Annotated in this window: 17 protein-coding genes; 3 read left to right on the plus strand and 14 right to left on the minus strand. The window is 51.0% G+C overall.

What is annotated here, in order from left to right:
- The first annotated feature begins 250 nt into the window (after positions 1-250).
- Positions 251-3,712 carry a hypothetical protein gene (locus tag BUA40_RS05565; RefSeq protein WP_143149701.1) on the plus strand — a complete coding sequence of 1,154 codons (3,462 nt, stop codon included), beginning with the start codon at positions 251-253 and terminating at the stop codon, positions 3,710-3,712.
- A gap of 38 nt (positions 3,713-3,750) precedes the next feature.
- Here the strand turns inward: BUA40_RS05565 and BUA40_RS05570 are convergent, their stop codons facing one another.
- From BUA40_RS05570 to BUA40_RS05595, 6 genes are read right to left on the minus strand one after another with little or no spacing between them, the layout of a single operon-like run.
- Complete coding sequence (locus BUA40_RS05570; protein WP_072799339.1) at positions 3,751-4,146, minus strand: ExbD/TolR family protein; 396 nt, start codon at positions 4,144-4,146, stop codon at positions 3,751-3,753.
- On the minus strand, positions 4,147-4,728 hold the full coding sequence (locus BUA40_RS05575; protein WP_072799342.1) for a MotA/TolQ/ExbB proton channel family protein: 582 nt from the start codon (positions 4,726-4,728) through the stop codon (positions 4,147-4,149). It lies immediately after the preceding gene.
- Positions 4,729-4,767: 39 nt separating this feature from the next.
- On the minus strand, positions 4,768-5,478 hold the full coding sequence (locus BUA40_RS05580) for an energy transducer TonB (RefSeq protein WP_072799344.1): 711 nt from the start codon (positions 5,476-5,478) through the stop codon (positions 4,768-4,770).
- 9 nt (positions 5,479-5,487) lie between these two features.
- Positions 5,488-6,699: a DUF1302 family protein gene (locus tag BUA40_RS05585; protein ID WP_072799347.1), complete on the minus strand. Its 1,212-nt coding sequence runs from the start codon at positions 6,697-6,699 to the stop codon at positions 5,488-5,490.
- Positions 6,700-6,749: 50 nt separating this feature from the next.
- Positions 6,750-7,532: an outer membrane lipoprotein-sorting protein gene (locus BUA40_RS05590; protein WP_255369220.1), complete on the minus strand. Its 783-nt coding sequence runs from the start codon at positions 7,530-7,532 to the stop codon at positions 6,750-6,752.
- Between the two features lie 9 nt (positions 7,533-7,541).
- Positions 7,542-9,917: an efflux RND transporter permease subunit gene (locus BUA40_RS05595; protein WP_083585298.1), complete on the minus strand. Its 2,376-nt coding sequence runs from the start codon at positions 9,915-9,917 to the stop codon at positions 7,542-7,544.
- 157 nt (positions 9,918-10,074) lie between these two features.
- Between BUA40_RS05595 and BUA40_RS05600 the strand changes: the two genes are divergently transcribed.
- On the plus strand, positions 10,075-10,326 hold the full coding sequence (locus BUA40_RS05600; protein WP_255369221.1) for a FeoA family protein: 252 nt from the start codon (positions 10,075-10,077) through the stop codon (positions 10,324-10,326).
- 2 nt (positions 10,327-10,328) lie between these two features.
- The gene (gene feoB / locus BUA40_RS05605) at positions 10,329-12,368 is read left to right on the plus strand and encodes a ferrous iron transport protein B (protein ID WP_072799349.1); all 2,040 of its coding nucleotides are present in this window, start codon (positions 10,329-10,331) and stop codon (positions 12,366-12,368) included.
- Between the two features lie 8 nt (positions 12,369-12,376).
- Here feoB and BUA40_RS05610 read toward each other — a convergent pair whose 3' ends face one another.
- The 8 genes from BUA40_RS05610 to BUA40_RS05645 all read right to left on the minus strand — a co-directional run bounded on the left by BUA40_RS05610 (position 12,377) and on the right by BUA40_RS05645 (position 22,075).
- A complete protein-coding gene (locus BUA40_RS05610; RefSeq protein ID WP_072799351.1) occupies positions 12,377-13,165 on the minus strand; it encodes a ZIP family metal transporter in 789 nt (262 codons plus the stop codon).
- A gap of 15 nt (positions 13,166-13,180) precedes the next feature.
- Complete coding sequence (locus BUA40_RS05615) at positions 13,181-15,529, minus strand: efflux RND transporter permease subunit (protein WP_072799353.1); 2,349 nt, start codon at positions 15,527-15,529, stop codon at positions 13,181-13,183.
- A gap of 85 nt (positions 15,530-15,614) precedes the next feature.
- Complete coding sequence (locus BUA40_RS05620; RefSeq protein ID WP_072799355.1) at positions 15,615-16,475, minus strand: tRNA 2-thiocytidine biosynthesis TtcA family protein; 861 nt, start codon at positions 16,473-16,475, stop codon at positions 15,615-15,617.
- 125 nt (positions 16,476-16,600) lie between these two features.
- Positions 16,601-17,029, minus strand: a complete 429-nt coding sequence (locus BUA40_RS05625) for a flavodoxin (RefSeq protein ID WP_072799357.1) — start codon at positions 17,027-17,029, stop codon at positions 16,601-16,603.
- 42 nt (positions 17,030-17,071) lie between these two features.
- Positions 17,072-17,638, minus strand: a complete 567-nt coding sequence (locus BUA40_RS05630; protein ID WP_072799359.1) for a DUF3793 family protein — start codon at positions 17,636-17,638, stop codon at positions 17,072-17,074.
- A gap of 90 nt (positions 17,639-17,728) precedes the next feature.
- Positions 17,729-19,459: an ABC transporter ATP-binding protein gene (locus BUA40_RS05635; protein WP_072799361.1), complete on the minus strand. Its 1,731-nt coding sequence runs from the start codon at positions 19,457-19,459 to the stop codon at positions 17,729-17,731.
- A complete protein-coding gene (locus BUA40_RS05640; protein ID WP_178299561.1) occupies positions 19,452-21,203 on the minus strand; it encodes an ABC transporter ATP-binding protein in 1,752 nt (583 codons plus the stop codon). Before BUA40_RS05640 ends, BUA40_RS05635 begins: the two co-directional genes overlap by 8 nt.
- Before the next feature lie 35 nt (positions 21,204-21,238).
- Entirely contained in the window at positions 21,239-22,075 is an 837-nt protein-coding gene (locus BUA40_RS05645; protein WP_072799366.1) for a helix-turn-helix domain-containing protein, read from the minus strand.
- Between the last annotated feature and the right edge of the window lie 247 nt (positions 22,076-22,322).

Below are 22,322 nucleotides of genomic sequence, written 5' to 3' on the forward strand. Positions count from 1 at the left end.
GGCTATACTGTTGCTTCCTTTGCCGGGAAGGGGTGAATAAAAACGGCGAACCTCCTTATCCTGCGCTCGCGAAGTGACTTTTTAAGGGTCAACTATATAGGACATGAGGCTAGCTTTGCCTCATCTCACCAGACCACATCGACGGATGCGTTGGTTTTTTATTTCGTGCAACATCACTCTGGTGCGTGGGATGTGAGTAAGCAAACCGGCGTTTCGGTAAGGTGCATCAAGAATTTGGGGGAGGAATAATATGAGAAGCATTCTACTTATCTGCTTATTTCTGCTGCTTGCCTGGGGGAATTCTTTGGCGGCTCCTGTCGCCTGGAATGTCAAGCCTTCAAAGAGTTTCTTTAAAGGGAACGGATCTTTGAGTGATCCCTATATTATTTCCTCGGTAGAAGATTTTGCTCTTATGGTGGCATACTCCACGGACTCGACAAAAAGAGGCCGTTCCTATATACTGGAAACGGATATCGTAATCAACGAAGGCAATGCCGCGAATTGGGGAACCAAGCCTCCCAAATACAAATGGATTTCTTTAGGAGATTCCTCGAGGGAAGCTTCTGTGTATTTGGATGGAAACGGACATACCATTAGCGGCCTCTATGTGAATTCCGAGAAGGATTATCAGGGGTTGTTCGGCAAGGTGCGTGGACAAATCAAGAACCTGAAAGTCGTTAATTCTTTTATCAAGGGTGGCAACTATGTTGGCGCTGTTGCCGGAAAAGTCAGAGGTTCTGACGGGGGGGTGGATAACGTATTTGTCGAAGCCATTGTAGAAGGCCAGGATTATGTGGGAGGCGTTGCCGGTCAGTCGTTCTATGACGATGACGGTGGGGCTGTTTCTAATGCCGTGTTCAAGGGTTCTGTAAAGGGACATTCCTATGTGGGTGGAATTTTTGGAGCTGGAAGTGCTGACTATAGTTCGTCTGCTTATTCTTCCCATTGCGACAATTATGGCTCCGTTGTTGGTTCTGGAAAGTATATAGGTGGTATTTTTGGACATTTTGAGATAGATGTGGCTGAAGCCGGCCTTAACAAGCTGAGAAATTTTGGAGCTGTTTCTGGAGCTGAGCATGTTGGGGGCATTGGTGGCGAATTGTACATAAATAGAGAAATCAAATTTGGGCATGACTATGAATTTTCGTATTTGAGAAACATGGGTGAAGTTTTTGGGGACTCTTATGTAGGAGGTCTTTTCGGAGAATACAGCCGAGGGAAAACTTCTAGTCCAAACGTCATTGAATATTCATATAATGCGGGACGGGTCAAGGGAAACGACCATGTAGATCCTCTGTTTACCCTTTACGGCGAAGATGTTGTCGCCAAGTGGCATTCGTACAGCTTTGCTGAAACTTATAAAGGTGATCTTGTTTTGCTTGACGAGCGAAAAACCTTAGAGGAACTGAATGATTATACAGATTCCCTGGGTGCATATTACATACCCGATACGGGTGCAACAAAGTTGAATGACGGATTTCCGATCCTAATCGAAGAGAATAAGAATTTTACGTACCTGAAAGGCTCCGGTACGTCGGATGATCCGTATTTGATTAGCAACATGGACGACTTGATTATGTTCGGCAAACATGCTCGCGCCGTAGATCGTGGCTACTATAAGCAAACTGCCGATATTATGTATGATACTTTGCGAAACTGGATGCCTGCAGTGGTGAAAGGTCTTATTTATGATGGCGATGATCATAAAATCATAAATTTTAAATCCGTTTGGCCTAATGGTTACGCTGGCTTTATCGACACTTCGTATTCTAGCTCCATTACTGTTAAAAATCTGGAACTTTCCAACGTGCATGTTGATGGTTATTATTTGGCCGGAGCCTTGGCTGCTCGTTTATATAATGCGAATCTTTCCAACATAAAGGTGTCTGGAAAAGTCGTGGCCCGGGGAAAAAGTGGATTGTTTTCCGGGAGTGGTTATGCTGGCGGTGTTGTTGGGCGGCTTCACTGGGGAGGAACCATAGATAATGTTGAAAACTATGCCAATGTGACGGGTCCGGAATATGCAGGGGGCATTTTGGGAGAAGGCTCTCTTTCTGTTTATCATTCAGCAAATTACGGAAACATTTACGCAGTAAGGTACGCTGGTGGAATATCTGGTGCTGGCGGGACGATGGTCTTTGTCAAGAATTATGGCAATGTCAGGGCTAATGAAGCTGGAGGTATTGCTGCCCGCGCTAGTAAAGTAATCGGTTCCTTTAACCGTGGACAGGTGAGGGGTGTCGAGGTGGGAGGCATTGCTTCCGAAGCTCGGATTCTGAGCCATGTTTATAACACAGGGAACGTCATTACGGATAGCCTTGAGGTTGGCGGAATGATTTTAGGCTATGGCTCCTCTTCGAGTACATCGATTGTGAATCATGCTTATTATGAAAAGAAAGGGAATTTTGGACTGTCGGGTTCGAAAAATATCTTTAGTATAGATTTTGCGGATACCGCAAGCTTTACTCAACAGCAGTTCCTGGAAAAAGATGTCGTCCAAAAAATGGGAGTTTATTTTGCTTACGATGAAAATGGTGAAAATGATGGATATCCTATTTTGTACGAAGGTTTCAAAGGTAAGGGAACTACGGATTCGCCGTACCTGATAAGCTCAAAGGAAGATTTGTATAGGCTGTCTTCTTTTGTGAAAGATTCGACGTTGGGTAATCTCTATCGGACTAAAAAATACAAGCTTACAAAAGATATCGTATTTGAAAGCTCCGATATTTGGGAACCGATAGGAAGTGTGTCGGCTTCGTTTGATGGTGAGTTTGATGGAGACAATCATATTATTTCGGGACTTAATGTAGATGTAACTGGCACGAAGAATCATATGGCCTCTCTTTTCAGCTATGTTACAGGTTCCATCATGAATCTTGGCGTGGTAAATTCAAAATTTGTCGGAGATACGGCGGCTGCAATTGCTTCTGTTCATTACGGTAGTAGCGTAAAGAATTGCTGGAATCGAAATTCTGAGGTAAAGGGCGATTCGGTTGCAGGTGGAATTGTTGCCGTGGCAACAAATGGCAGTACATTTGATAGAGTGTTTAATACTGGAACTGTGAACGGAAGCCATTTTGTGGGCGGAATTGTCGGTTATGTTAGGGGAAGTCGCTTTACTCTTTCCAATAGTTTTAATGTAGGCAAGGTTCAGGTGACGGATAACAGCAATGGCTCCCTGTCAACATTAATCGGGATTTCGTCTTTGAAAGATAACATGAAAATTCAAAAAGTATATACGACCTCGACAGTAAAGGCTGAAAGTGGTAATTATTCAGAGAGTGGCGAATTCGGTGTAAATATTTTCTATTTGCAGGGAGATTCTCAAGATTCCAATGGGCTTACTCAGGAATTCATGAAGTCTAAGGAATTTGTAGAACTTCTGGGCTCGGAATTTGAGTATGATTCTGCCAAGGTCAATAACGGCTATCCGATACTCATCAACAGCAAGGCCCTGTTCAAAAAAGCTCCTGGTGCGAATGACGAGCCTAAGATTGCCAAGAATATCCCGTTGTACAATGTTGCTGCAAGCCATGGTGCGATTGCCATTTCGGGTCTGGCCGGCAACGAGAAGGTGGCCGTTGTAAAGGTCAATGGAAAGGCCGCTTGGATCGGCCGTGCCACAGGAACCGAGCTTACTGTACACGTGAATTCACCCGGCATCTATTTCGTCAAAGTGAAGTCAATGGTGGCCAAGGTCTTGGTCCACTAAAAACATTTTTTCCCGGAGCACGCCTTCCGCAAGTGGCTTTATTCCGCGCTTTCCATTTCGTTGATCAGCTGGATATTGTACAGTTTTTGCACCTGTAAAATATCGAGGATGACGGCGATGCGTTCGTAAGTGGTTCCCTTGTCAATCTTGATGGCGACAGGGGATTTCTTATTCTGCACCGTAGCGGCTTTTTCGCGGAGCTCGTCTGACGTGCCACGCTGGCCGTTAAAGGCGAGTTCCGTCTCGGAAAGCTCAATGTACAGACCCTCGGGCGTGTCGCGCTTGGTTTCGGTCTGTGTTTCCGGCAGAATCAGCTTGAGCACCGATTCGTCTTGCTTGAAGACAGATGTCACCAGGAAAAACACTAGCAGCAAGAAGACGCAGTCGATGAGCGGCGTCATGTCGGGGCGGATTCGGCGGGTGCGCTTGGCCATTTATGCATCCTCGTTTGCGGAATCGGCGCTTTGAGAACGGATGTGGTCCTTTTCCTTGAGAATGCGACCCAGCTGCAAAAGCACATCGTTTTCTACGTTGTCCTGCTCCGATTCCATGCTGGCATTCAAGTAGTTGAACGCGATGACGTGCGGAATGGCGACCACAAGGCCGATGACCGTCGTAATGAGGGCGAGCTTGATGCCTGTGGCGAATGCACCCGCATCAGAAAGGCCCGAAACGGCGATGACGCTAAAGGCGTTGAAAATGCCGAACACGGTGCCCAAAAGGCCCAGCAGCGGAGAAATGCTTGCGATGTTTTCGATGGTGGTCATTCCCTTTTGCAGCGGCGAAAAAGCGAGCGCGATTTCGGTGCGGATGCTTTCCATGATGATGTGGTGGTCGGTGTTGTGGCTCACCACGCGGTGCAGAATTTTAGACGGAAGGCGCTTGCGGATGCTCCTGTTAAAGAGAATCAGCGAAATGATTTTCCACACGATGATGGAATAACCGACGAAATTCATCGCCACGAGTACGTAGGCGATAACGCCGCCCTGTTGAATAAAATCTAAGATGTAGTTCATGTTTATGTCATTCCGGCCTCCGAGCCGGAATCTCCTTTGTTAGTGAAGGTTATACTTGATTGGAATTTCCATTTTCCAGGTGTCCTTGCCAAGTACAGCTGGAATCGGATCAAATTTGGGCACGGCCTGCACGGCGGCAAGCGCACTTTCGTTTAGTGAAGAATAGGGGCACGGTTTTGAAACGGTTGCTCCGCTGATGCTTCCGTCTTTTGCGACCGTAAACTGTACGCGCACGGTGCCTTCTTGCTTTAGGCGGCGGGCTGTAGCGGGGTAGTCCTTTTGCTTTTCGAACGCCTTGGAAAGCCCGATAAGGTAGGCTTTCGTCACCTTCATCAGCGAATCCTTCGAAGGTTTCGGTGGAGGTGGCGGCGGTGGGGGCGGTGCCACTGGCTCAGGCGGTGCTTCGACAACGGGTTCGGCATCCGTAACCACAATCGGTTCCGGCTCTGGCTCCGGTTCAGGTTCCGGCACGGTATCTTGCACAATATTTGGAATAATCTTGGCGCGAACCACCTTCTTCACGATTTTCTTGACTTCGGGCGGGGGCGGAGGTGGCTGGAGCAGTAATTGCTCCACATGAATCACCTCGGCATCTTCGCGAGTGGTAACCACCTGCGTTCGCTTCAAGAATCCCCAGGCGTAAAAGCCCGCATGTAGCAATACGGCGATAACAATGCCAAAGCAAAATACACGCCGCATCGTGAACGCGGAATAGGGATTGCGGGTTTCTGTTTCTATTTCAAAATTCATTAGATCTTATTAGAAGTAGTACTTCGCTTTCGCCCAGACTTCGCGGTTTTTCTTGTAGCCAGCGAGTTGTCCGCGCTTGCCGCCAAAGTGGTCGTAACCGAGCGAGAGCATCACTTGGTCAGTAACGGCGTAGTCGCCCGAGGCGCGGCCGTAGTAGCCGAGGTTATCGATGTCGAATACGCCGTAGAGCGAAAGCTTGAGCGTGTTGTTCAGCAGTTCCTTTGAAATGCGGAAAGTCATTTCGGAGGAATTCTTTTCGGCGGCCAAGTTATGCGAATAGTCAGCGATGTACTTGTGTAAGTACTGCACCATGAAAGTCCAGTTGTCGCCGGCGTACCAGTCGATTCCACCGAGGGCATTGAAGGTGTTCTTGCGAGCGTAATCGAGGTTGCTTGCGTAACCGAGTGCTTCACCAAAATATTCTGCAATTTCGGCACGCAGAACGAATTCGCCGACAGGCATCGAGAGGTCGCCACCGATCATGGTCATGGTTTCGTGAATGCCGTGGATGACAATAGAATCCTTGACGGGGTCGTAGCCTGCGACCGTAACGGGCGACTGATTATGCGTATGGAGCGCCGAGATAGAGAAATCCAGATTCGAGAGGAAAAACGAAACTCGCGTTCCGAAATCGCCGTTCTTGAATTTGGCATCGGGACCTTCCGGAAAATCGATGCTCGCTTTTTCGGGCAATTCAGGACGCCAAGGATTTTCTTCTTGCATGGGCATCTGGAAGTATCGCGGTACGGGCACGTAAACGATTTCGGCGTTCATGCGCTCGCCGGGGTACTTGATGCGGAATCCGTCAACGGCCATACGCATGTCATCGTAGTCACTCGACATGAATTCGGTGTAATCAACAGGCGAAATCAGGTCGGTAACGCGGAGTCCGTCGGCAACGCCCCACACCACAATCTGGCGGCCCGCCTTGAATTCTACGAAGTCATTCTGGTAGTTAAAATACGCTTCTTGCAGCTGGATTCCGGTGCGGTCTTCGAGAATGCTGTTGTGCACGCCATTTAGGCTGGTGAACAAGTAGGCGTTCTCGTAATCCACGCGTAATTCAGCACGCAGGCGTGTCCGCGACGTCGTAAAGTCGTGCGGATGCTTTGTCTGCACCGCATGATACGTATCCACGAACCCGTTAAACTGGAATGGAGATTCCTGTGCGACTGCGAATGTCGACGCCAACAACAAAGCCGCTAGAGATCGCTTGCGCAATGACGTAATTATAAACACTTCCTACCGCCTACTTCCTACTGTCTACTGTTTTACAGTCCTCTTTCCAATCTCGGAACGGTGAATGTCTTTGCGTCAACCGGAATGTTGAACTTGATGTCGCCAAATTCGAGGATAGTCTTGTGGTTGGCTTGCACGTTTTCCATGGTCATCTTGCCGATAGTCCAGAAACCATCCACCTGCACGACGCTTTCGACCTTCAGCAAACGGTGCAGTTTGCCGAGCTTGTCGTAGTATTCCACCTTGGCGGCAATCAGGCAGTCTTTGCGGATCCAGGAAATTTTCTTCGAGAAGATTTCGTCGCCCTTTTTCGGCACGGATTCAACCACCCAGCAATCGATTCCATCCACTTTTTCTTCGCGGAGGAGTTTGTGGGTGTCTTCGTCGATGTTGCGCTGGCCAACGTCGTCGTAAGTGAAGTCGGAACCCATGAAGTAATCCGTCTTGGAACTCTTTCCGCTAATACGGCGCGTCTTTTTCATGGCGGGCAGGTAAAGCCACTTGTCGTCATCCTTGTTGATGTCGTCGTAATCGACTGTCAGGAATCCCGTGCCCTTCACGTCGTTGGGGTAGCGGAAAAACATAATCTGCTTGGTGTCCTTGCCCACATCCATCGCAAACGAGGTAATTTTGCGTTCGCGCTTGGCCCCGCTCTTGTTGATGAGGGTCATCGAGAGTTCGGAACTGCGGGTGTCACCATTGGGGCGGTCATGTACCTTCTGTACAATGTCGCGACCGGTCAATGTTTCTGCGCTCACTATGGCGCTCAAGGCGACAATAATTGTCGCGGCTTTTTTTGCGAATTTCATATTCATAAATTTCTCCTATTTTCCAAAAATCTTGAATTTCTTGATTAAAAGCGGTGTCACGAACAGGTCGGCGAGCAGTGCCGAGACAAGTCCCACGAACACCACGAAACCGAAGTTGAACATCTGCGTTGCGGCCGAGGTGGTAAAGCCCGCAAATGTCGCCACCATGATAATTGTCGTCATCACGAGGGCCGGGCCCGCCGTGCGGAATACGTTGAGAATGGACTCGCGGTAATCGTGGGTACGGTCAAATTCCACATGCCCGTGGTTGATGAAGTGAATCGTATCGTCAACGGAAAGGCCGATAATCATCGGGATAAGCGTCGCCGTCATCATGTCAAGCGGAATGTCCGTGAGTCCAAGGTAGCCGCCCACGAAAATGCCCGGCGCAATGTTCGGAATCATGCCGATAAGGCCCGTGCGCACACTGCCGAAAACAATCATCAAGAGAATCGCCACAATCACCACAGAAATCAGGAAAGACGTCATCTGACCCACTTCCAAGTACTGCTGCATGGCAGTAAACTGCGGCAAGTTACCCACAGCCGTCACCTTTGCGTTCGGGTAAAGTTCGCGAGCGAAATTTTGCAAGTCTTCGATTTCCTTTTGGAGTTCATTGGAGTTGTAGCTTGAAATTTCCACCATCAAGCGGAGCTTTCTGTAATCGTAATCCATCCAGTAAGTCGCTTCGCTACCGCCCGCATTTTCGTAGAGCAACAGCATCTGCGCCACCTGTTCCTCGTTTTTGGGGATGGCGTACATTTCTTGGCGATTCTCGTTCAGCGTGCGGTCCAAATCCTTGACAATATCAAGAATGGAGGTAGAACGCTTGGTGAGCGGATACTTGCCGGCGTGATCCTGCAACTGTTCCAGTTTCTTCAGGTTCTCAACTTCCTTGGCCTTGTCGTTTTCGCCAAAGTCAATCACCAAGTCATACGAATAGAAACTACCGATTTCCGATTCGGCCACATAGAGCATCTTGTTCACGTATTCGACCTTGCGGCCCATGGTGCGTTCCACGTCAAAGGCGGGTTCCATCTTGGTCACGCCGTAAATCGAAATTGCGGTGATGACGGCGAATACAATCGCAATCGGCTTGCCGTGACCGAGTACGAACTTGCCGATAGAATCAAGAATGAGTCCCATGCGCGTGTCGCCGCGTTCAAGCACCTTGGCGTTCGGCTTCTTGTCTTTACCGAAGCTCAGGAGAATCGGCGAAACCGTCAGTGCTACAAGCAGAATGAATGCAATCGCGATCGACGAGAGAATGCCCACGGAGCGAATCGGCTTGAGCATCACTGAAAGGAAACTAAGCAACGCGACAATCGTGGTAAGGCCAGAGAACAGCACCGACCAGCCCGTTTCACGCATGGCATAAAGCACCGATTCCTTGCGTTTGCCCGTAAGCATCATGTTCTTGCGGAAGAACGAGTTGATGTGAATGTTGTATGCAATCGAAACGGCGAAGGCCAAAATCACGGGCACCATGATGTTGGTTACGTCCATATAAAGGCCAAGGTAACCCACTAGACCGAAAGTCATAATGACGCCAGCAAATGTCGTAATCAACGGAGAGACGATTCCGCGCAGCGAACGCGTCACCAAGAACATCACGATGATGGCGCAGAGAATCGTCATGATGAAAATGCGGCCCATTTCCTGACCGATGTAGGTCATTTTCTCGAAGCTCAAGTAAGGCATGCCTGTTGCACGCGGGTTCAGCGGTGCATACTTTTCCTTCGCGATGATTGCGGCCGTTTCGCGACCCGTTTTCATGTCAGGGGCTTCTGCTTTTTCGCCCTTCGCTTCGCCTTCAGCCTTCCACACGGAATCTTCGGGGAAGGGGCGCAGCTTGATGTTGATGAAAGCCTGCTTGCGGTCGCTCGAAATCAGCTTCTTCGCCAGTTCCGGCTTGTCAGCCAGGCGCTTCTCGATTTCGGCAAGTCCCGCTTCGTCTGTCGGGATTTCTTCGGGAACAATCTGCGTGATTTCCATGCCCTCTTCGGTGCCGAGCATGTATTCCAAATCGACAATCGAAGTTGCCTTGCCGTCGGAATACGAAAGGCTATCGCGCAGTTCGTTCGAAAGCTCGCGCAAGAGCTTCAGGTTGTCCGGCGTCAAGATGGAATGGTCGCTCTCGACCAGCACGCCCACGAAATAGTCGTTACCGAAAGTTTCCTTGAACTTGTCGGTTTCGACAAGCATCGGGTCGCCTTCGATAAAGTAGCTATCCCACGAGGCCTCGACGTAGATTTTTTTCATGCCCACGACCGAAACCGCGAGCAAAACGATAAACGCCACCAGCAAAATGGCGCGGTGACCGAGCAAAAATTCGCCAAAACGGTCGAATCGCTCGTTGATTCTTTCAATGTTAATCTTTGGTAGGCTCATTGTATCCTCTTTTTTTGCGGTGCAAAAATAGGGACTTGGACCTAAAATTTCTACTCCAAATGGTTTTGTGAAAAACCGAACGGACTGTAAATCGTTCTGGATTCCCCATAGTCCATTTGGAGCGGTTTTTGGGGCGTTTTTCGGCTACTTTTGGCGCATGAAAAACGCTGATTTTGATGGTCGTTTGAGCCTCGCCGAAATGGGCGAGAATCGTTGCGGGACGGTTGCCCAGATTGAGGGTGATTCCCGCTTTATTTCGAGAATTGTTTCCATCGGGCTTACGCCGGGTTCTGCTTTTACGCTCCTCAAGAATGACGGGCGCTCGCCGGTGCTCGTTTTTTGCCGTGATACGGTTATCGCCGTCAATCATAAGGAAAGTTCACAGATTTTTGTCAAGGTGGAATCGTAAAAATGAGCGAAATTAAGACTATTGCCTTGCTCGGGCAGCCCAATTCCGGTAAATCGACGCTTTTTAACAACCTGACGGGACTTCACCAGCGCGTGGGCAACTGGCCCGGCAAAACGGTGGAACAGGCCGAAGGTTCTTTTGTTTTTGACGGTGTTACGTACAGGGTGGTTGACCTTCCGGGTAGCTACGGCCTTTCGGCGAACTCCGAAGAAGAGGTCGTCACTCGCGACTACATTCAGAGCGGCAAGGCGGACCTCGTGTGCATTCTGGTGGACGCTTCGCAGCTGGAACGCAGCCTTTACATGCTGGCGGATTTTGTGGGCATTCGCATGCCCGTGATGCTGGTGCTCAACATGATGGATGTGGCCGAAGCAGCGGGCAAGAAGATTGATGCAAGCGCGATTGAAAAGCGCCTCGGCGTTCCTGTGCTGGGGTTCAGCGCGGCCGAAACGGCGCGTTATCCTGAATTTTTCAAGAAGATGGTTTCGGCCATCAAGACGCCTATTTGCCTTGATAGTGGAAGCTTGCGCGAAGAACTCGTTGGTGGCAAATCTGAGGACGAAGATGTCGTAAGCCGTATTGAGGCGGCCTTGGGCGACTTTGAATACGGCGTGTGCGAAAAAATCTGGATTGCAGAAAAACTTCTCGAAAAAGATAAACTCATTTGCGGTGTCGTGAATGAAATGCTTCCGTTTGCGAGGAAGAATGCGATTGATGCAATCCTCGATAGCGAAGAAGGGCGTGACGGCGGAATTCTCACAGGCGAAGCCAAGTACCGCTGGGTCTCGAAGATTGTGCGTGAATCGGCAACGCCGAAATCCATTGAGAAAGTTTTCAGCAAGTGGGACCGCATTGCGACGCACCATATCAAGGGCAAGTTCTTTGCGTTCGGCATCATGGTTGTATCGCTGATTGCGTGTATGATTCTTGCGTTCCCTGGCATGGGAATCGGTTTTGGTTTGCAGCCTGTGCTAGAATCGCTTGCGGAGCGCGTGGGCAATGCGCTCGGCGTCTGGCCTGTCTTCATTTCGTTTGTCAAGCTAGTTCTGGTTGGCGGCACCTGCATTACCGTCTGCATGACAAGTTTCATTTTCGCTATCATATTCGTGTTCCGAATTCTCGAAGAAATCGGCTACATGGCGCGTTTCTCGTATGCGTTTGATAACTGGCTTTCGCGCCTCGGTTTGCAGGGCAAGGCGATTATGCCGCTGTTCTCCGGAATTGGCTGCACGGCGGGTGCGGTTTGCGGCACGCGCGTGCTCGATACCCGCGGGCAACGCCTACTTGCGCTCGTTCTGCTGTGGGCGATTCCGTGTGGGAGCAAGGTGGCTGTGGTGCTGTTCTTGGCGTCGACTTTCTTCGGGTCGGCGGCTCCGCTGTTCGGTATCGGCTACGTGGCACTGATTTTCGCCAGTTTCTACCTGTCTTCGCGCCTGTTCGGCAAAAAACTTGTCCCGCAGAATGAACGCGTGGGCATGATTATGGAACTGCCTCCGTATCACAAACCGCACTGGAAGATGATTGCTGCGATGGTGGGGCGCAGCACCTGGGGCATTTTCAAGAAGGCCTTGAAGATGATCCTGATGGTGGCGGCCCTTTTCTGGGCGCTCTCTTACGCGGGCGACGGGAATGTGGAAAATACGCTCCTTTACAAAATTGGCAATGCGATTGAGCCCGTGACGATGTTCTTTGGCATGCGCTGGGAGCTTTTCGTCTCTTACCTGGGCGGCATGTTCAGTAAAGAGGCTTCGCTTGGCATCATGAGTACGCTTTTCAACCACACCGGCGAGGCGTTCTCTCTTGTGACCCGCGTGGCTGCAAGTGAAAACCTGGGCGAGGCGCTTGCTAGTACCATCAGCAAGCCCGAAGCGCTCGCATTCCTGTTTGCATCGATGTTCAACGTTCCCTGCGTGTTGGCGATGGGTACGACCTACCGTGAGGCCGGCTCGTTCAAGTGGCTAGCCACCATCATGGGCTACTACTTGGCACTTTCGCTCGGGCTAGCCTTTATCGGCTACCACATCGGATTGCTGATTTTCTAAGTGAATTTTTATAGCGCGCTGTCGAGCACCATCATGAGCGTGAAGCCCACGGCAAAAAGGATGGTGCCGGCATCAAAGTGCTCTCCTTCGCTGACTTCGGGGAGCATTTCTTCGATGACAACATAAATCATGGCGCCTGCCGCAAGCGAGAGCAGGTAGGGCATAAACGGCGAAAGCGCCTCAGCCGCAAGCAGCGTGATTAACGCGCCTACGGGTTCTACGGCTCCGGAAAGTGCGCCCAGGGCAAATGCTTTTTTGCGGGATGCCCCTTCGGCACGGAGCGGGAGCGAAACCACCGCCCCTTCAGGGAAATTCTGGATGGCGATGCCTATGGCAAGCGCAAACGCACCCGAAAGCGTGATGGCCACATTTCCCGAAAGCCAGCCTGCGAAAACGATGCCGACAGCCATGCCCTCGGGCAAGTTATGCAACGTCACCGCCAGCGTAAGCATGGTGGTGCGCTTGAGTTTTGCTTTGGGACCTTCGGGAGTGGCGCTGCCCAAATGCAAGTGTGGTGTTATTTTGTCTAAAATGTACAGGAACAGGATGCCGGCCCAGAATCCGACCGTCGCCGGGATGAAAGCCAGTTTGCCCATCGATTCGCTCGCGCTGATTGCAGGCAAAAGCAGGCTCCAGACGGAAGCCGCCACCATGACGCCCGCCGCAAACGACAAAAGGCCACGTTTGAGATTTTGCCCCATCTGCTTCTTCATAAAGAAGACGCAGGCGGCTCCGAGAACCGTCCCTAAGAATGGGATGGCAAGACCTTGGGCAATTTGTATAACCGGCTCGTTCATGCCATAAAGATAGTATTAACCTTTTCCGTACGGTTTTGTCAGGTACACGAGGGCGGTGGTGAGCGTGTAGTCGGCGAGGAGTGCGGCGCCGAGGCCCACGATAGAAAGCAGGCCCACGTTGTGGAGGGCCCCCATGGGGCTGAAGATGAATACGAAGAACATCGCGCAAAGGATGAAGGTGGTCATGCCCATGGTCTTTCCGATTTCGCGGTAAGAGAGCAGTAGCGCGTGCCTGTAGCTGCCCGTGCGTTCAAAGCCGTATTTGATGTGGTTGTTCATGTGGATGGTGTCGTCGACGGCGATACCCAAAATCATTGGCATCACGATCATCGTGATCATGTCGAGCGGCATGCCCGAATAACCCATGACGCCGCCAATCAGGAGCACTGGTGCGACGTTTGGAATCATCCCGATAAGGCCCGCCTTGACGCTCCCGAACGCAAGAATCATCATGATGGCGATAATCGCGAACGAACCGCCGAACGAGCGCAAAAGTCCGCCAAGCAATTTGCCGTTCATTTCGGCGTAGTTCACGACTTCGCCCACGACGGAAACTTTCGCGTCGGGGAAAATGCGGGCGGCATAGGCGTTTGCCGAATCCAGGTCCTCGACGATTTTATTGGCATCGTAGCCGGCGAGTTCTATGTGAATGAAGGTTGTCTTGTAATTTTCGTCCATGCGTTCAAAGAGCGCATCGGGATCCGAGATTTCGTACAGGAACAGCAGTTGCGTGAGCATGTCCTGTGCGTCGGGAATCTTGTAATACTCGATACTGTCGGCGTTCAGCGTGCGGTTCATCTCTTTCACGAGGCGCGTCACCGATTGCACGCGCGGCTTGTCGCCCGAAATTTTGGTGAGCTGGAGCGTGCCGAGTTTCTGCTCAAGTTGCTCAATGCGTTTCATGTTGGCGTGATCCTTGAGCGCGTCGTCGTTCTCGAATTCCACCATCACGTTGAAGTCGTAAAGGCTTCCGAGTTTTCCGCTGAGCATGTCCTTGAGCCGCACCACGAAGGGAATCTTTTCGCCCATGGTCTCGGTGTAGTCCATGTTCACATCGATGTGCATCATGCCTGGAACTTGCAACAGCATAATTGCAGCCGAAATCACTGCGACAATAACGCTGTGCCTGCACACCTTGCGCCCGAAGAATTCAAAGAGAATGTCCGCCTTGGTGGCCCCTGCCGACTTTACTTGCGTCGGGTCGGGTTCTGCATTCTTGCCGAAGCTCATGAGAATTGGAATCAGGATGATGACGTACAGATAAACCATCGTGACGATGCCCGCCGAAATGCCTCCAATCCAGCGGATAGGGCGAATGCCTGCGAACAGAAACGAAATCAGCGATGCGACTGTGGTAATGACGGTAAAGAGAATGGGCCAGCCCGTTTCTTCGACGGCGCAAATCACGGATTCGCGGCGGTTGCCCGTGCGCCTAAAATGCATGCGGAACGAATTGATGTAGTGGATGGAATAGCCCACCGAAAGTGCCATGCCCAAAAGCACCGGGAGCGCGACCATGCTCTCGTCGCCGATAATGCCGAGCCACGCATTGATGCCGAGTACCGAAGCGATGCCGCCGACCGTTGCAATCGCGGGCACCACCACGCCGCGGAAAGACCTTACGAACAAGATAAGGCATACGAGCATCACCAGGAATCCGAAACCGATGCGCATCGCGCATTCCCGCGAAATGACCTCGTTTTCTTCCATCTCGGTGTAACTCATGCCCGTCGGGAGCATCTCAAATTTGTCACTCTTGAATTCGTCGGAATAGATGATGTCACGTGCATAAGGTGCAATGCTGTCTTTGCCGAAATCGACGCCGCCTTCGTAAGATTTCAGCGAGAGGATAATCCATGTTTCTTTCGCGTCGTCCGAGACGATGTTGTTTACGAGCGATTCGCGGGAAAGAATCAGCCGCTTTTTCGATTCCAGTTCCTGCGGGTCAGTGGGAACGCCGCCCTCGAAGGGATCGATGACTTCGAAGCCTTCGTCGTTTGCGACCGGAATTGACAAGTTGTGTGTCAGCGAAACCACGCGGTCGGCGTACGGCACCTCGTTTTCGAGCCTGCGTGAAAGCCTGTCGATTGCCTGCAACACCTCCGGCGCGAATACGTCGTCGGCGCGGACCATCACCATGTAACCGTCATCGCTACCGAATTTTTCGTTGAAATGCGCCTGGTCAATCTTCACCTTGTCCCAGTCGTCAAACCATTCCTCTTCGCTGCTCGTCATCTGCAGTTGCGGGAGCCCGAGGCATGCCAAAAACGTTACAATTGCCGTTACCAGCAGAATCAACCAACGAAACTTGACCTGAAAACGCCCCAATCGGGCAAAAACCTTGTTGACACGAGAAACTTGCATAAAACCCTCAATTTTTGAGGGAAAAATAGAGCCATAGCGCCGTTTTTTCTACTCCAAACGGACGGGCTCAAAAAATACGGCTCGTTTACCCTTTCTGCGGTAAGCGTTCCTCGTAATCGTCCAGGAACGAATGCAGTTCGCCGCCGGCCTTGTAGCCGGGGAATGTCTCGATGCAGACGGAGTGCAGGCTGTTGAAGATGCTCTTTTCGATGTTCGGGTTTTCGCGCTTGAGGCGCTTGATGAGCGCCTTGATTTCTTGGCGCTTGCTGCCGCCACCGCCGTTATCACAGACGGTGCAACTTTCGGTAAAGCGGCAGGCGCACTGGATAAACTGCAGCCCGTTGTAATTTTTCCAGTTGATAATGTCCTGCTCGTTGATGCAATACATGGGGCGGATGAGTTCCATGCCGCCGAAATTCAGGCTGTGGAGTTTGGGCATCATGCCCTGCAGTTGCGAGCCGTAGAACATCGCCATGACGGTGGTCTCGATGACGTCGGAGAGGTGGTGGCCCAGCGCAATCTTGTTGCAGCCCAGGTCCTTTGCCTTGTGGTAGAGGTGGCCGCGGCGCATCTTTGCGCAAACGTAGCAGGGGGAACGTTCCGTGTTGTTCGCCACGTCGAAAATGTTCGTCTCGAAAACGGTGATGGGAATTTCCAGGAGCTTCGCGTTGCTTTCGATTTTCTGGCGGTTGATTTCGTTGTAACCGGGGTCCATCACCAGGTATTCCACGTCGAATTTCACGTCGCTGTGGCAGTGAAGCATCTGGATGAGCTTCGCCATGAGCATGGAATCCTTGCCGCCAGAGATGCAGACGGCGATTTTGTCGCCCTCTTCGATGAGCTTGTAGTTCTTGATGGCGGTAATGAACGGCGTCCAGAGCCTTTCGCGGTAAGTTTTCGAAATGCTCCGTTCTACGCTTTGGACAAATGAAAGTTCGCGTGCCATCTGATCGCTCGTTTTTAAGAAATCCTAGTGAAAAGATAGAAAATTAAAGACGGCAAAGCCCCAACGGAGTGTGATTCCGTCGGGGCTGCTTCAATCCAAAACACTATAAGAAAGAAAAAGTCTTTTTAGGCGGTGGCGAGCGCCTTGCCGAGATCCTGGCAGGCGGCCTTGCCGGCGTCATCGGGGGCGTTCTCGATGGCGAGCGGATCTGCCACAAGCACGAGCCCAGCAGCTTCGGCGTCAGCCTTCCACGGATTCATCCATTCGCCGCCACCCCAGCCGTAAGAGCCGAATAGGGCGACTTTCTTGCCGTTAAGTGCGGGCTTGACGGCTTCGTAGAAGGGCTGGAATTCGGAATCTTCGAGTTCCTCGGCGCCCATGGCGGGGCAGCCCAGCGCATAGCGTGCGTATTCGCCCAACTGGCCCTGCGAAAAGTCCGAGACGCTGAACACGTCGGCTTCGGCGCCGGCGGCCTTTGCACCTTCGGCGACGTATTTTGCCATCAGTTCGGTGTTGCCGGTTCCGCTCCAATAAATGACTGCGATTTTTTCCATTGTGATTCTCCTAGGTGAATTAAAGAGGTAAATGTCGTTTGATTACGCTGCGTTTCGGACGGTCAGCATCGGCAGCGAATATCCTTTTTCAAATAGTTTGTTGAAAACATCGAAGCACTTGCGAAAGCAGGCGAACCGTTTTTCGCATTCGGTTACATCGCCGTAAACTTTCCAGTAGCCCGTATATTTGCTATTCCTGCCGCCGTTGATAATGAACCCTTTCACGTCTTCGAGGGGGTAGCCCAAGAAAAGTCCGACTTCGTGCGGAAAACAGTGGCATTTGCGGATGCGCGCCGTCATGTATGCGAGTGCACAGTCGGTGCTAAAGTCTGTGTAGCCGTAGGCGGCGAGAAAATGGCGGATTTCCGGCTCGGCAATAAGCTTTTGCAGGGCGTCTTCGCGATAGACGTAGATAAAACTGCGACCGCAGCGTTCTGCGATAACGCGCACGCACACGCCGCGAGGGTTGAGTTCCTTGTTCCAGTGGGCGAGTTGTTTACACAGCGTTTCGCTGGGTGAAGATTCAAGGCAGAATAAGCTTCCGACCTTGAGCCCGGCGAGTGTTGGCGCGCATTGGCGAACGAGACGGTGGTCTAAAAGGCGATTCATTTTTATTGCAAACTACAAATAAATTGTAAAGTTAGATTTCTCTAACAAATATATAAAAAAGCCTTGATGTTTGTCAAGGCTAATTTTGTATTAATTTTTGTTCATTTGCAATTCGAGCATCTTGCTGAATAGGCCGCCTTTCGCCTTGAGTTCGGCAGGGGAGCCTGTTTCGGCGATGTGACCGTCTTGCAGAACCACGACCTTGTCGGCGTTTGCGATGGTACGCATGCGGTGCGCGATGATGATGACGGTTTTGCCCTTCACCAGCTGCGAAATGCCGCGCTGGATCTTGGATTCGTTTTCCACGTCGAGGCTTGCGGTCGCTTCGTCGAGCAAGATGATGGGCGCGTCTTTCAGCAGGGCGCGTGCAATGGAGATGCGCTGGCGTTCACCGCCCGAGAGTGTGTCGCCGTTTTCGCCGATGACGGTATCGTAACCCTGCGGCATTTTCTGCACGAAATCGTCGCAGCCGGCAAGTTTTGCGACTTTCAGGATTTCTTCGTCGGTTGCTCCGCGCTTACCGATGCGGATATTGTCCTTGATGCTCGTGTTGAACAGCACCACGTCTTGGAAGACGATGGAGAAGTTCTTGAGGAGCGTTTCGGGGTCAATCTTGCTGATATCTTGGCCGCCGAGCGCTACCGTTCCGCCTTGAATGTCCCAGAATCGTGCGGCAATTTTGGCGGCGGTTGTCTTTCCGCTACCGCTCGGCCCCACAAGTGCGGTGATTTCGCCCTGCTTTGCGGTGAACGAAACTTTTTTCAGAACTTGCTTGTTTTCGTTGTAGTTAAAATCAACGTCCTTGAATTCGATGTCATAGTTGGCGGGAGTGAATTCCGTGTCGCCATGCTGTATGGGCATCTGATCCATTTCGCGGAAACGGCGCAGGCGCACGTTCACGAAGAACAGTTCGGCGAGGTTATTGAATACGAGGAAAACCGGATTGTAGACAGTCGCCGCGCATACGATGAACACCAGGTAGGTAAACACGTCGATTTCGCCCTTGGTCCAAAGCCTTGCGCCTGTAATCAGCACCGTGGCAAGACCCATCTTGAGAATGCCCTGCGCCGAATTCAGGAACGAACCCACCTTCACGTCGGAATCCATCTGCGATTTTTCGTATTTGATGCAGTCTTTGTCAAAATGGTTGAGGTAGGCGGTTTCACCCGAATACGAGCGGATTTCCTGCACGTTTTCGAGACCTTCCTGGATGTCCTCCATAATCACGCGGCGGGCGTTATATGAATTTTCGAACCAGCGGTCCTGAATTTTCTTGGAAAGCGCAATGAGCAATGCCGCTGCGGGTACCACCCAGAAAAGCGCGATAGACATTTTCCAGTTGTAGCAGAACAGCATGATGCCAATTATGGTAACGCTTCCGATGGCGGCGAAAAGTTCTGGCACCGCATGCGAGAAAATCATTTCGAGGGCATTGCAGTCGTCCATGATGGTCGACGTCAAATCCGAAAGGTTCTTCTTGCCAAAGAAGGAGAGCGGCAACTTGCGGAGTTTTTCGGCAATCGAGACGCGGCGGCACATACTTTCGTCGTACACGCTGCTGTAAGTCGCGCTGTACGAGAACCTGTAAATGACAAGCATCACCACAAACAGAATTACCGCAATGCCCACATAGAACAAGGTCCCGTGCGGAGTTTTGCCTGCAAATTCACCAATGCCCATCTGCTCCATCAAAAAATAAAAGAGCATCATCATCGGGAACATGAGCGAAACAAAGTGCAGGAATGTCCAGACAACGCCACGGACAAACGTGCGCGAGCCTTCTTCCGAAAGAGCAAAAGTATTCTGAACCCACTTATACATTTTCGCCTCCTTCATTATCCTTGGAATTGTCGAGGGTCCATGTGACGGACTGCTGGTATTCGGCCCACATCTTGGCATAAATGCCGTTCTTTTCAAGTAATTCGCTGTGCGTTCCGCGTTCAGCGATTTCGCCTTCTTCAACAACGATAATCTGGTCGGCGTTCACCACGCTTGTAAGCCTGTGGGCAATCATCAGAACGGTCTTGCCTGCGGCCAGTTTGTGCAAAGCTTCTTGAATCAAGCGTTCGTTTTCGGGGTCAGCAAAGGCGGTTGCCTCGTCGAGCACCACGATGGGGGCGTTCTTCAAGATGGCGCGTGCAAGCACCACTCGCTGCTGCTCGCCGCCCGAAAGGTATGTTCCCTTGCTTCCGATAACGGTATTGATGCCAGCGGGCAACTTGTCAATGATTTCGCGGCACTGCGCAAGGTCAAGCGCCTTGTTTACCTGCTCAAGAGTCGCGTCGGGCGTGCCGTAACGAACGTTGTCCAGAATGCTCATCTTGAAAAGGCGGGTGTTCTGGAATACAAACGAAACGTTCTTCATCAGTTCCTTCGGGTCAATCTGCTTGACCGGAACACCGCCAATAGTAATTTCGCCGCTATCGACATCGAAGAAGCGCGGTAGGAGTTTTGCGATCGTGCTCTTGCCGCCGCCCGAAGGCCCGACAAGTGCTACCGTGTGGCCCGCCGGTACTGTGAGCGAAATGTCGCTCAATACCTGCTTGTCGGTATCGGGGTAGGTGAAGCTCACGTTCCGGAATTCCACATCGAACTTTTGCATTGGCATTGGATTTTCGCATACTTCCAAATCCTTGGTGCGTGCGATATCATTGATGCGGTCAATGGCAATGCCCGCCTGGTTCGTGGCATTGCTTAGGTACATGCTGCGCATCACGCACTGCGAGAACAGTGGTGTCACCAACACGTAAATCATCATGTTCACGATGGTGAGTTTTACATCGCCGTTGTTACCGATAATGAGCGCTGCCGTCGGCACCAGGAACAGCACGAATCCGTTCACGAGAATCGTGTAGATGCAGTAAGGGACCTTCCAGTTGTCGGAATAGGCCGTCACCATTTTGTGGTAAGTCACGATGCTATTGTAGAAACTCTTGAACGAAAAAATCGTCTGCTGGAAAACCTTGACTACGGGAATTCCGCGCACGTATTCCACCGCTTCGGAGTTCATCTCTTCGAGTGCCTGCATGTAGCGTTCCATGAACTTGGTTCCCCTGCGGCCAAGGGTGCCCAAAATGAACAAGGCGTAGGCGATAGGCACCAAAGAGGCAAGGCCGAGTCGCCAATCGAAAACGAACATCATCACAAGCGCCACGATGGGAATCAGGATGGTGCCCGAAATATCGGGCATTTCGTGCGCGACGAAGGTGTGCGTAATTGCAGCATTGTCGTCAATAATTTTGCGGAGCTTGCCGGTCGGATTCTTGTCGAAAAATCCAAGCGGCGCGCTCATCAGTTTTTTCATGGCGAATCGACGCAGGTCGCCTTCGAGCCTGAATGCAACCATGTGCGAGCAGGCGAGGGCCGCAAAGTAGAGCAATACGCTTGTGACCGAGGCGAGAACCGCTCCGATGGAGTAGTCAAAAATCTTGATGTTCGTCATGTCACCGCCAGAGATAACCTCGCGGACAATGAGCCACATCAGTAAAAACGGCACGAGCCCCGCGATGGCGCTCAATGCCGAGAGAATCAATGCAAGCGGGAACAGCGGTTTTCGCGATCCCATGTATGCGTAGAGTTTAGAGAATGTCTTTTTCATAATTATGCGACGTTTGTCATCCTGTACTTTTTCCTGTATTCCTTCGGGGTCATGCCCATCACATCCTGGAAGGCGTGCGCGAACTTACTCCCGTTATTGTAACCGACTTCGCCTGCAATCTCGAGGATTCCGCGGTCGCATTCCCGCAACTGCTTGGCGGCCAGTTTCATGCGCTCGCGGCGAGCGTAAGTGAATACCGGCAAACCGAACACGTTCTTGAAGCAGAGTTTCATTGCGGTAGGCGGCATGTCAAACTTGTTGGAAAGTTCCTCGATGGTGAAATGACTGTCCATGTTTTCGCAGATAAACGAACGGATGCAGTAGATTTTTTCAATTTGCATCGAAGATAAATTGCATTCGCGGCAAATGGATTCTCGCTGCGTGTCTAGGTTTTTCAGGGTGAGCAAAAGCTCCAAAATGGCGAGCCTGCCATATTCCGCCTGCAAATTCTTTGACTTGTTGTCAATCTTTTCGAAGGCGCTGGCGACTTCTTCCTTGGTGTGGACGATAAACGGTCGGCCCGGTCGGCACATTTTCTGTGCGAGCATCTTGATGTCAATCAGAAAACCTGCAAAATGTTCGCGGATGTACTTTATCGATTCTTCAAAGAACAAAATGCGGTCGCCGCAGTAATCGGCGGAACGCGTTAGCGCTCCCGAAGTCCACGCGTCGTAAACCAGCATTTCTCCTGCCTTCAGCTGATTGCAGGGGAGTGCTCCGCCGGCCCAGCTGATTTGCCCCTTTCGGCAAAATTCAAGAACCAGGAGCGGATCCCTTTCAAGCGTTGTATGGTAGCACCCGACTTTGTACAACCATTCAATTCCGTTAATATTCAACATATTTCCCTCAAAAATCTCTTTAAACCGGCTTTGTTAGTCTAGTCTTAAAAAGTAAGCCAAATCTAATTAGTAAACAAAACTTCGTCAAGGCTAATTCTGTGATGGCAATAAAAAAATTTTATTGCAAGAATGTCTGAATGGAGTGAAAAATGACTGAACGGAGTTAAAACAAAACGAAAAAGACGATTTCCTCCTTAAAAATCCAAACGGATTTTTCCACCTCCGTTTGGAGTAGAACACCCCTCAA

The organism is Fibrobacter sp. UWT2, from assembly GCF_900142545.1.
Classification (GTDB): Bacteria; Fibrobacterota; Fibrobacteria; order Fibrobacterales; family Fibrobacteraceae; genus Fibrobacter.

Coding starts and splice junctions, on each gene's coding strand:
- BUA40_RS05630 (WP_072799359.1), bottom strand. CDS start 17,638: ATGAATCGCCTTTTAGACCACCGTCTCGTTCGCCAATGCGCGCCAACA.
- BUA40_RS05635 (WP_072799361.1), bottom strand. CDS start 19,459: ATGTATAAGTGGGTTCAGAATACTTTTGCTCTTTCGGAAGAAGGCTCG.
- BUA40_RS05565 (WP_143149701.1), top strand. CDS start 251: ATGAGAAGCATTCTACTTATCTGCTTATTTCTGCTGCTTGCCTGGGGG.
- BUA40_RS05575 (WP_072799342.1), bottom strand. CDS start 4,728: ATGAACTACATCTTAGATTTTATTCAACAGGGCGGCGTTATCGCCTAC.
- BUA40_RS05595 (WP_083585298.1), bottom strand. CDS start 9,917: ATGAGCCTACCAAAGATTAACATTGAAAGAATCAACGAGCGATTCGAC.
- BUA40_RS05645 (WP_072799366.1), bottom strand. CDS start 22,075: ATGTTGAATATTAACGGAATTGAATGGTTGTACAAAGTCGGGTGCTAC.
- BUA40_RS05610 (WP_072799351.1), bottom strand. CDS start 13,165: ATGAACGAGCCGGTTATACAAATTGCCCAAGGTCTTGCCATCCCATTC.
- BUA40_RS05620 (WP_072799355.1), bottom strand. CDS start 16,475: ATGGCACGCGAACTTTCATTTGTCCAAAGCGTAGAACGGAGCATTTCG.
- BUA40_RS05625 (WP_072799357.1), bottom strand. CDS start 17,029: ATGGAAAAAATCGCAGTCATTTATTGGAGCGGAACCGGCAACACCGAA.
- BUA40_RS05590 (WP_255369220.1), bottom strand. CDS start 7,532: ATGAATATGAAATTCGCAAAAAAAGCCGCGACAATTATTGTCGCCTTG.
- BUA40_RS05640 (WP_178299561.1), bottom strand. CDS start 21,203: ATGGGATCGCGAAAACCGCTGTTCCCGCTTGCATTGATTCTCTCGGCA.
- BUA40_RS05615 (WP_072799353.1), bottom strand. CDS start 15,529: ATGCAAGTTTCTCGTGTCAACAAGGTTTTTGCCCGATTGGGGCGTTTT.
- feoB (WP_072799349.1), top strand. CDS start 10,329: ATGAGCGAAATTAAGACTATTGCCTTGCTCGGGCAGCCCAATTCCGGT.
- BUA40_RS05600 (WP_255369221.1), top strand. CDS start 10,075: ATGAAAAACGCTGATTTTGATGGTCGTTTGAGCCTCGCCGAAATGGGC.
- BUA40_RS05580 (WP_072799344.1), bottom strand. CDS start 5,478: ATGAATTTTGAAATAGAAACAGAAACCCGCAATCCCTATTCCGCGTTC.
- BUA40_RS05570 (WP_072799339.1), bottom strand. CDS start 4,146: ATGGCCAAGCGCACCCGCCGAATCCGCCCCGACATGACGCCGCTCATC.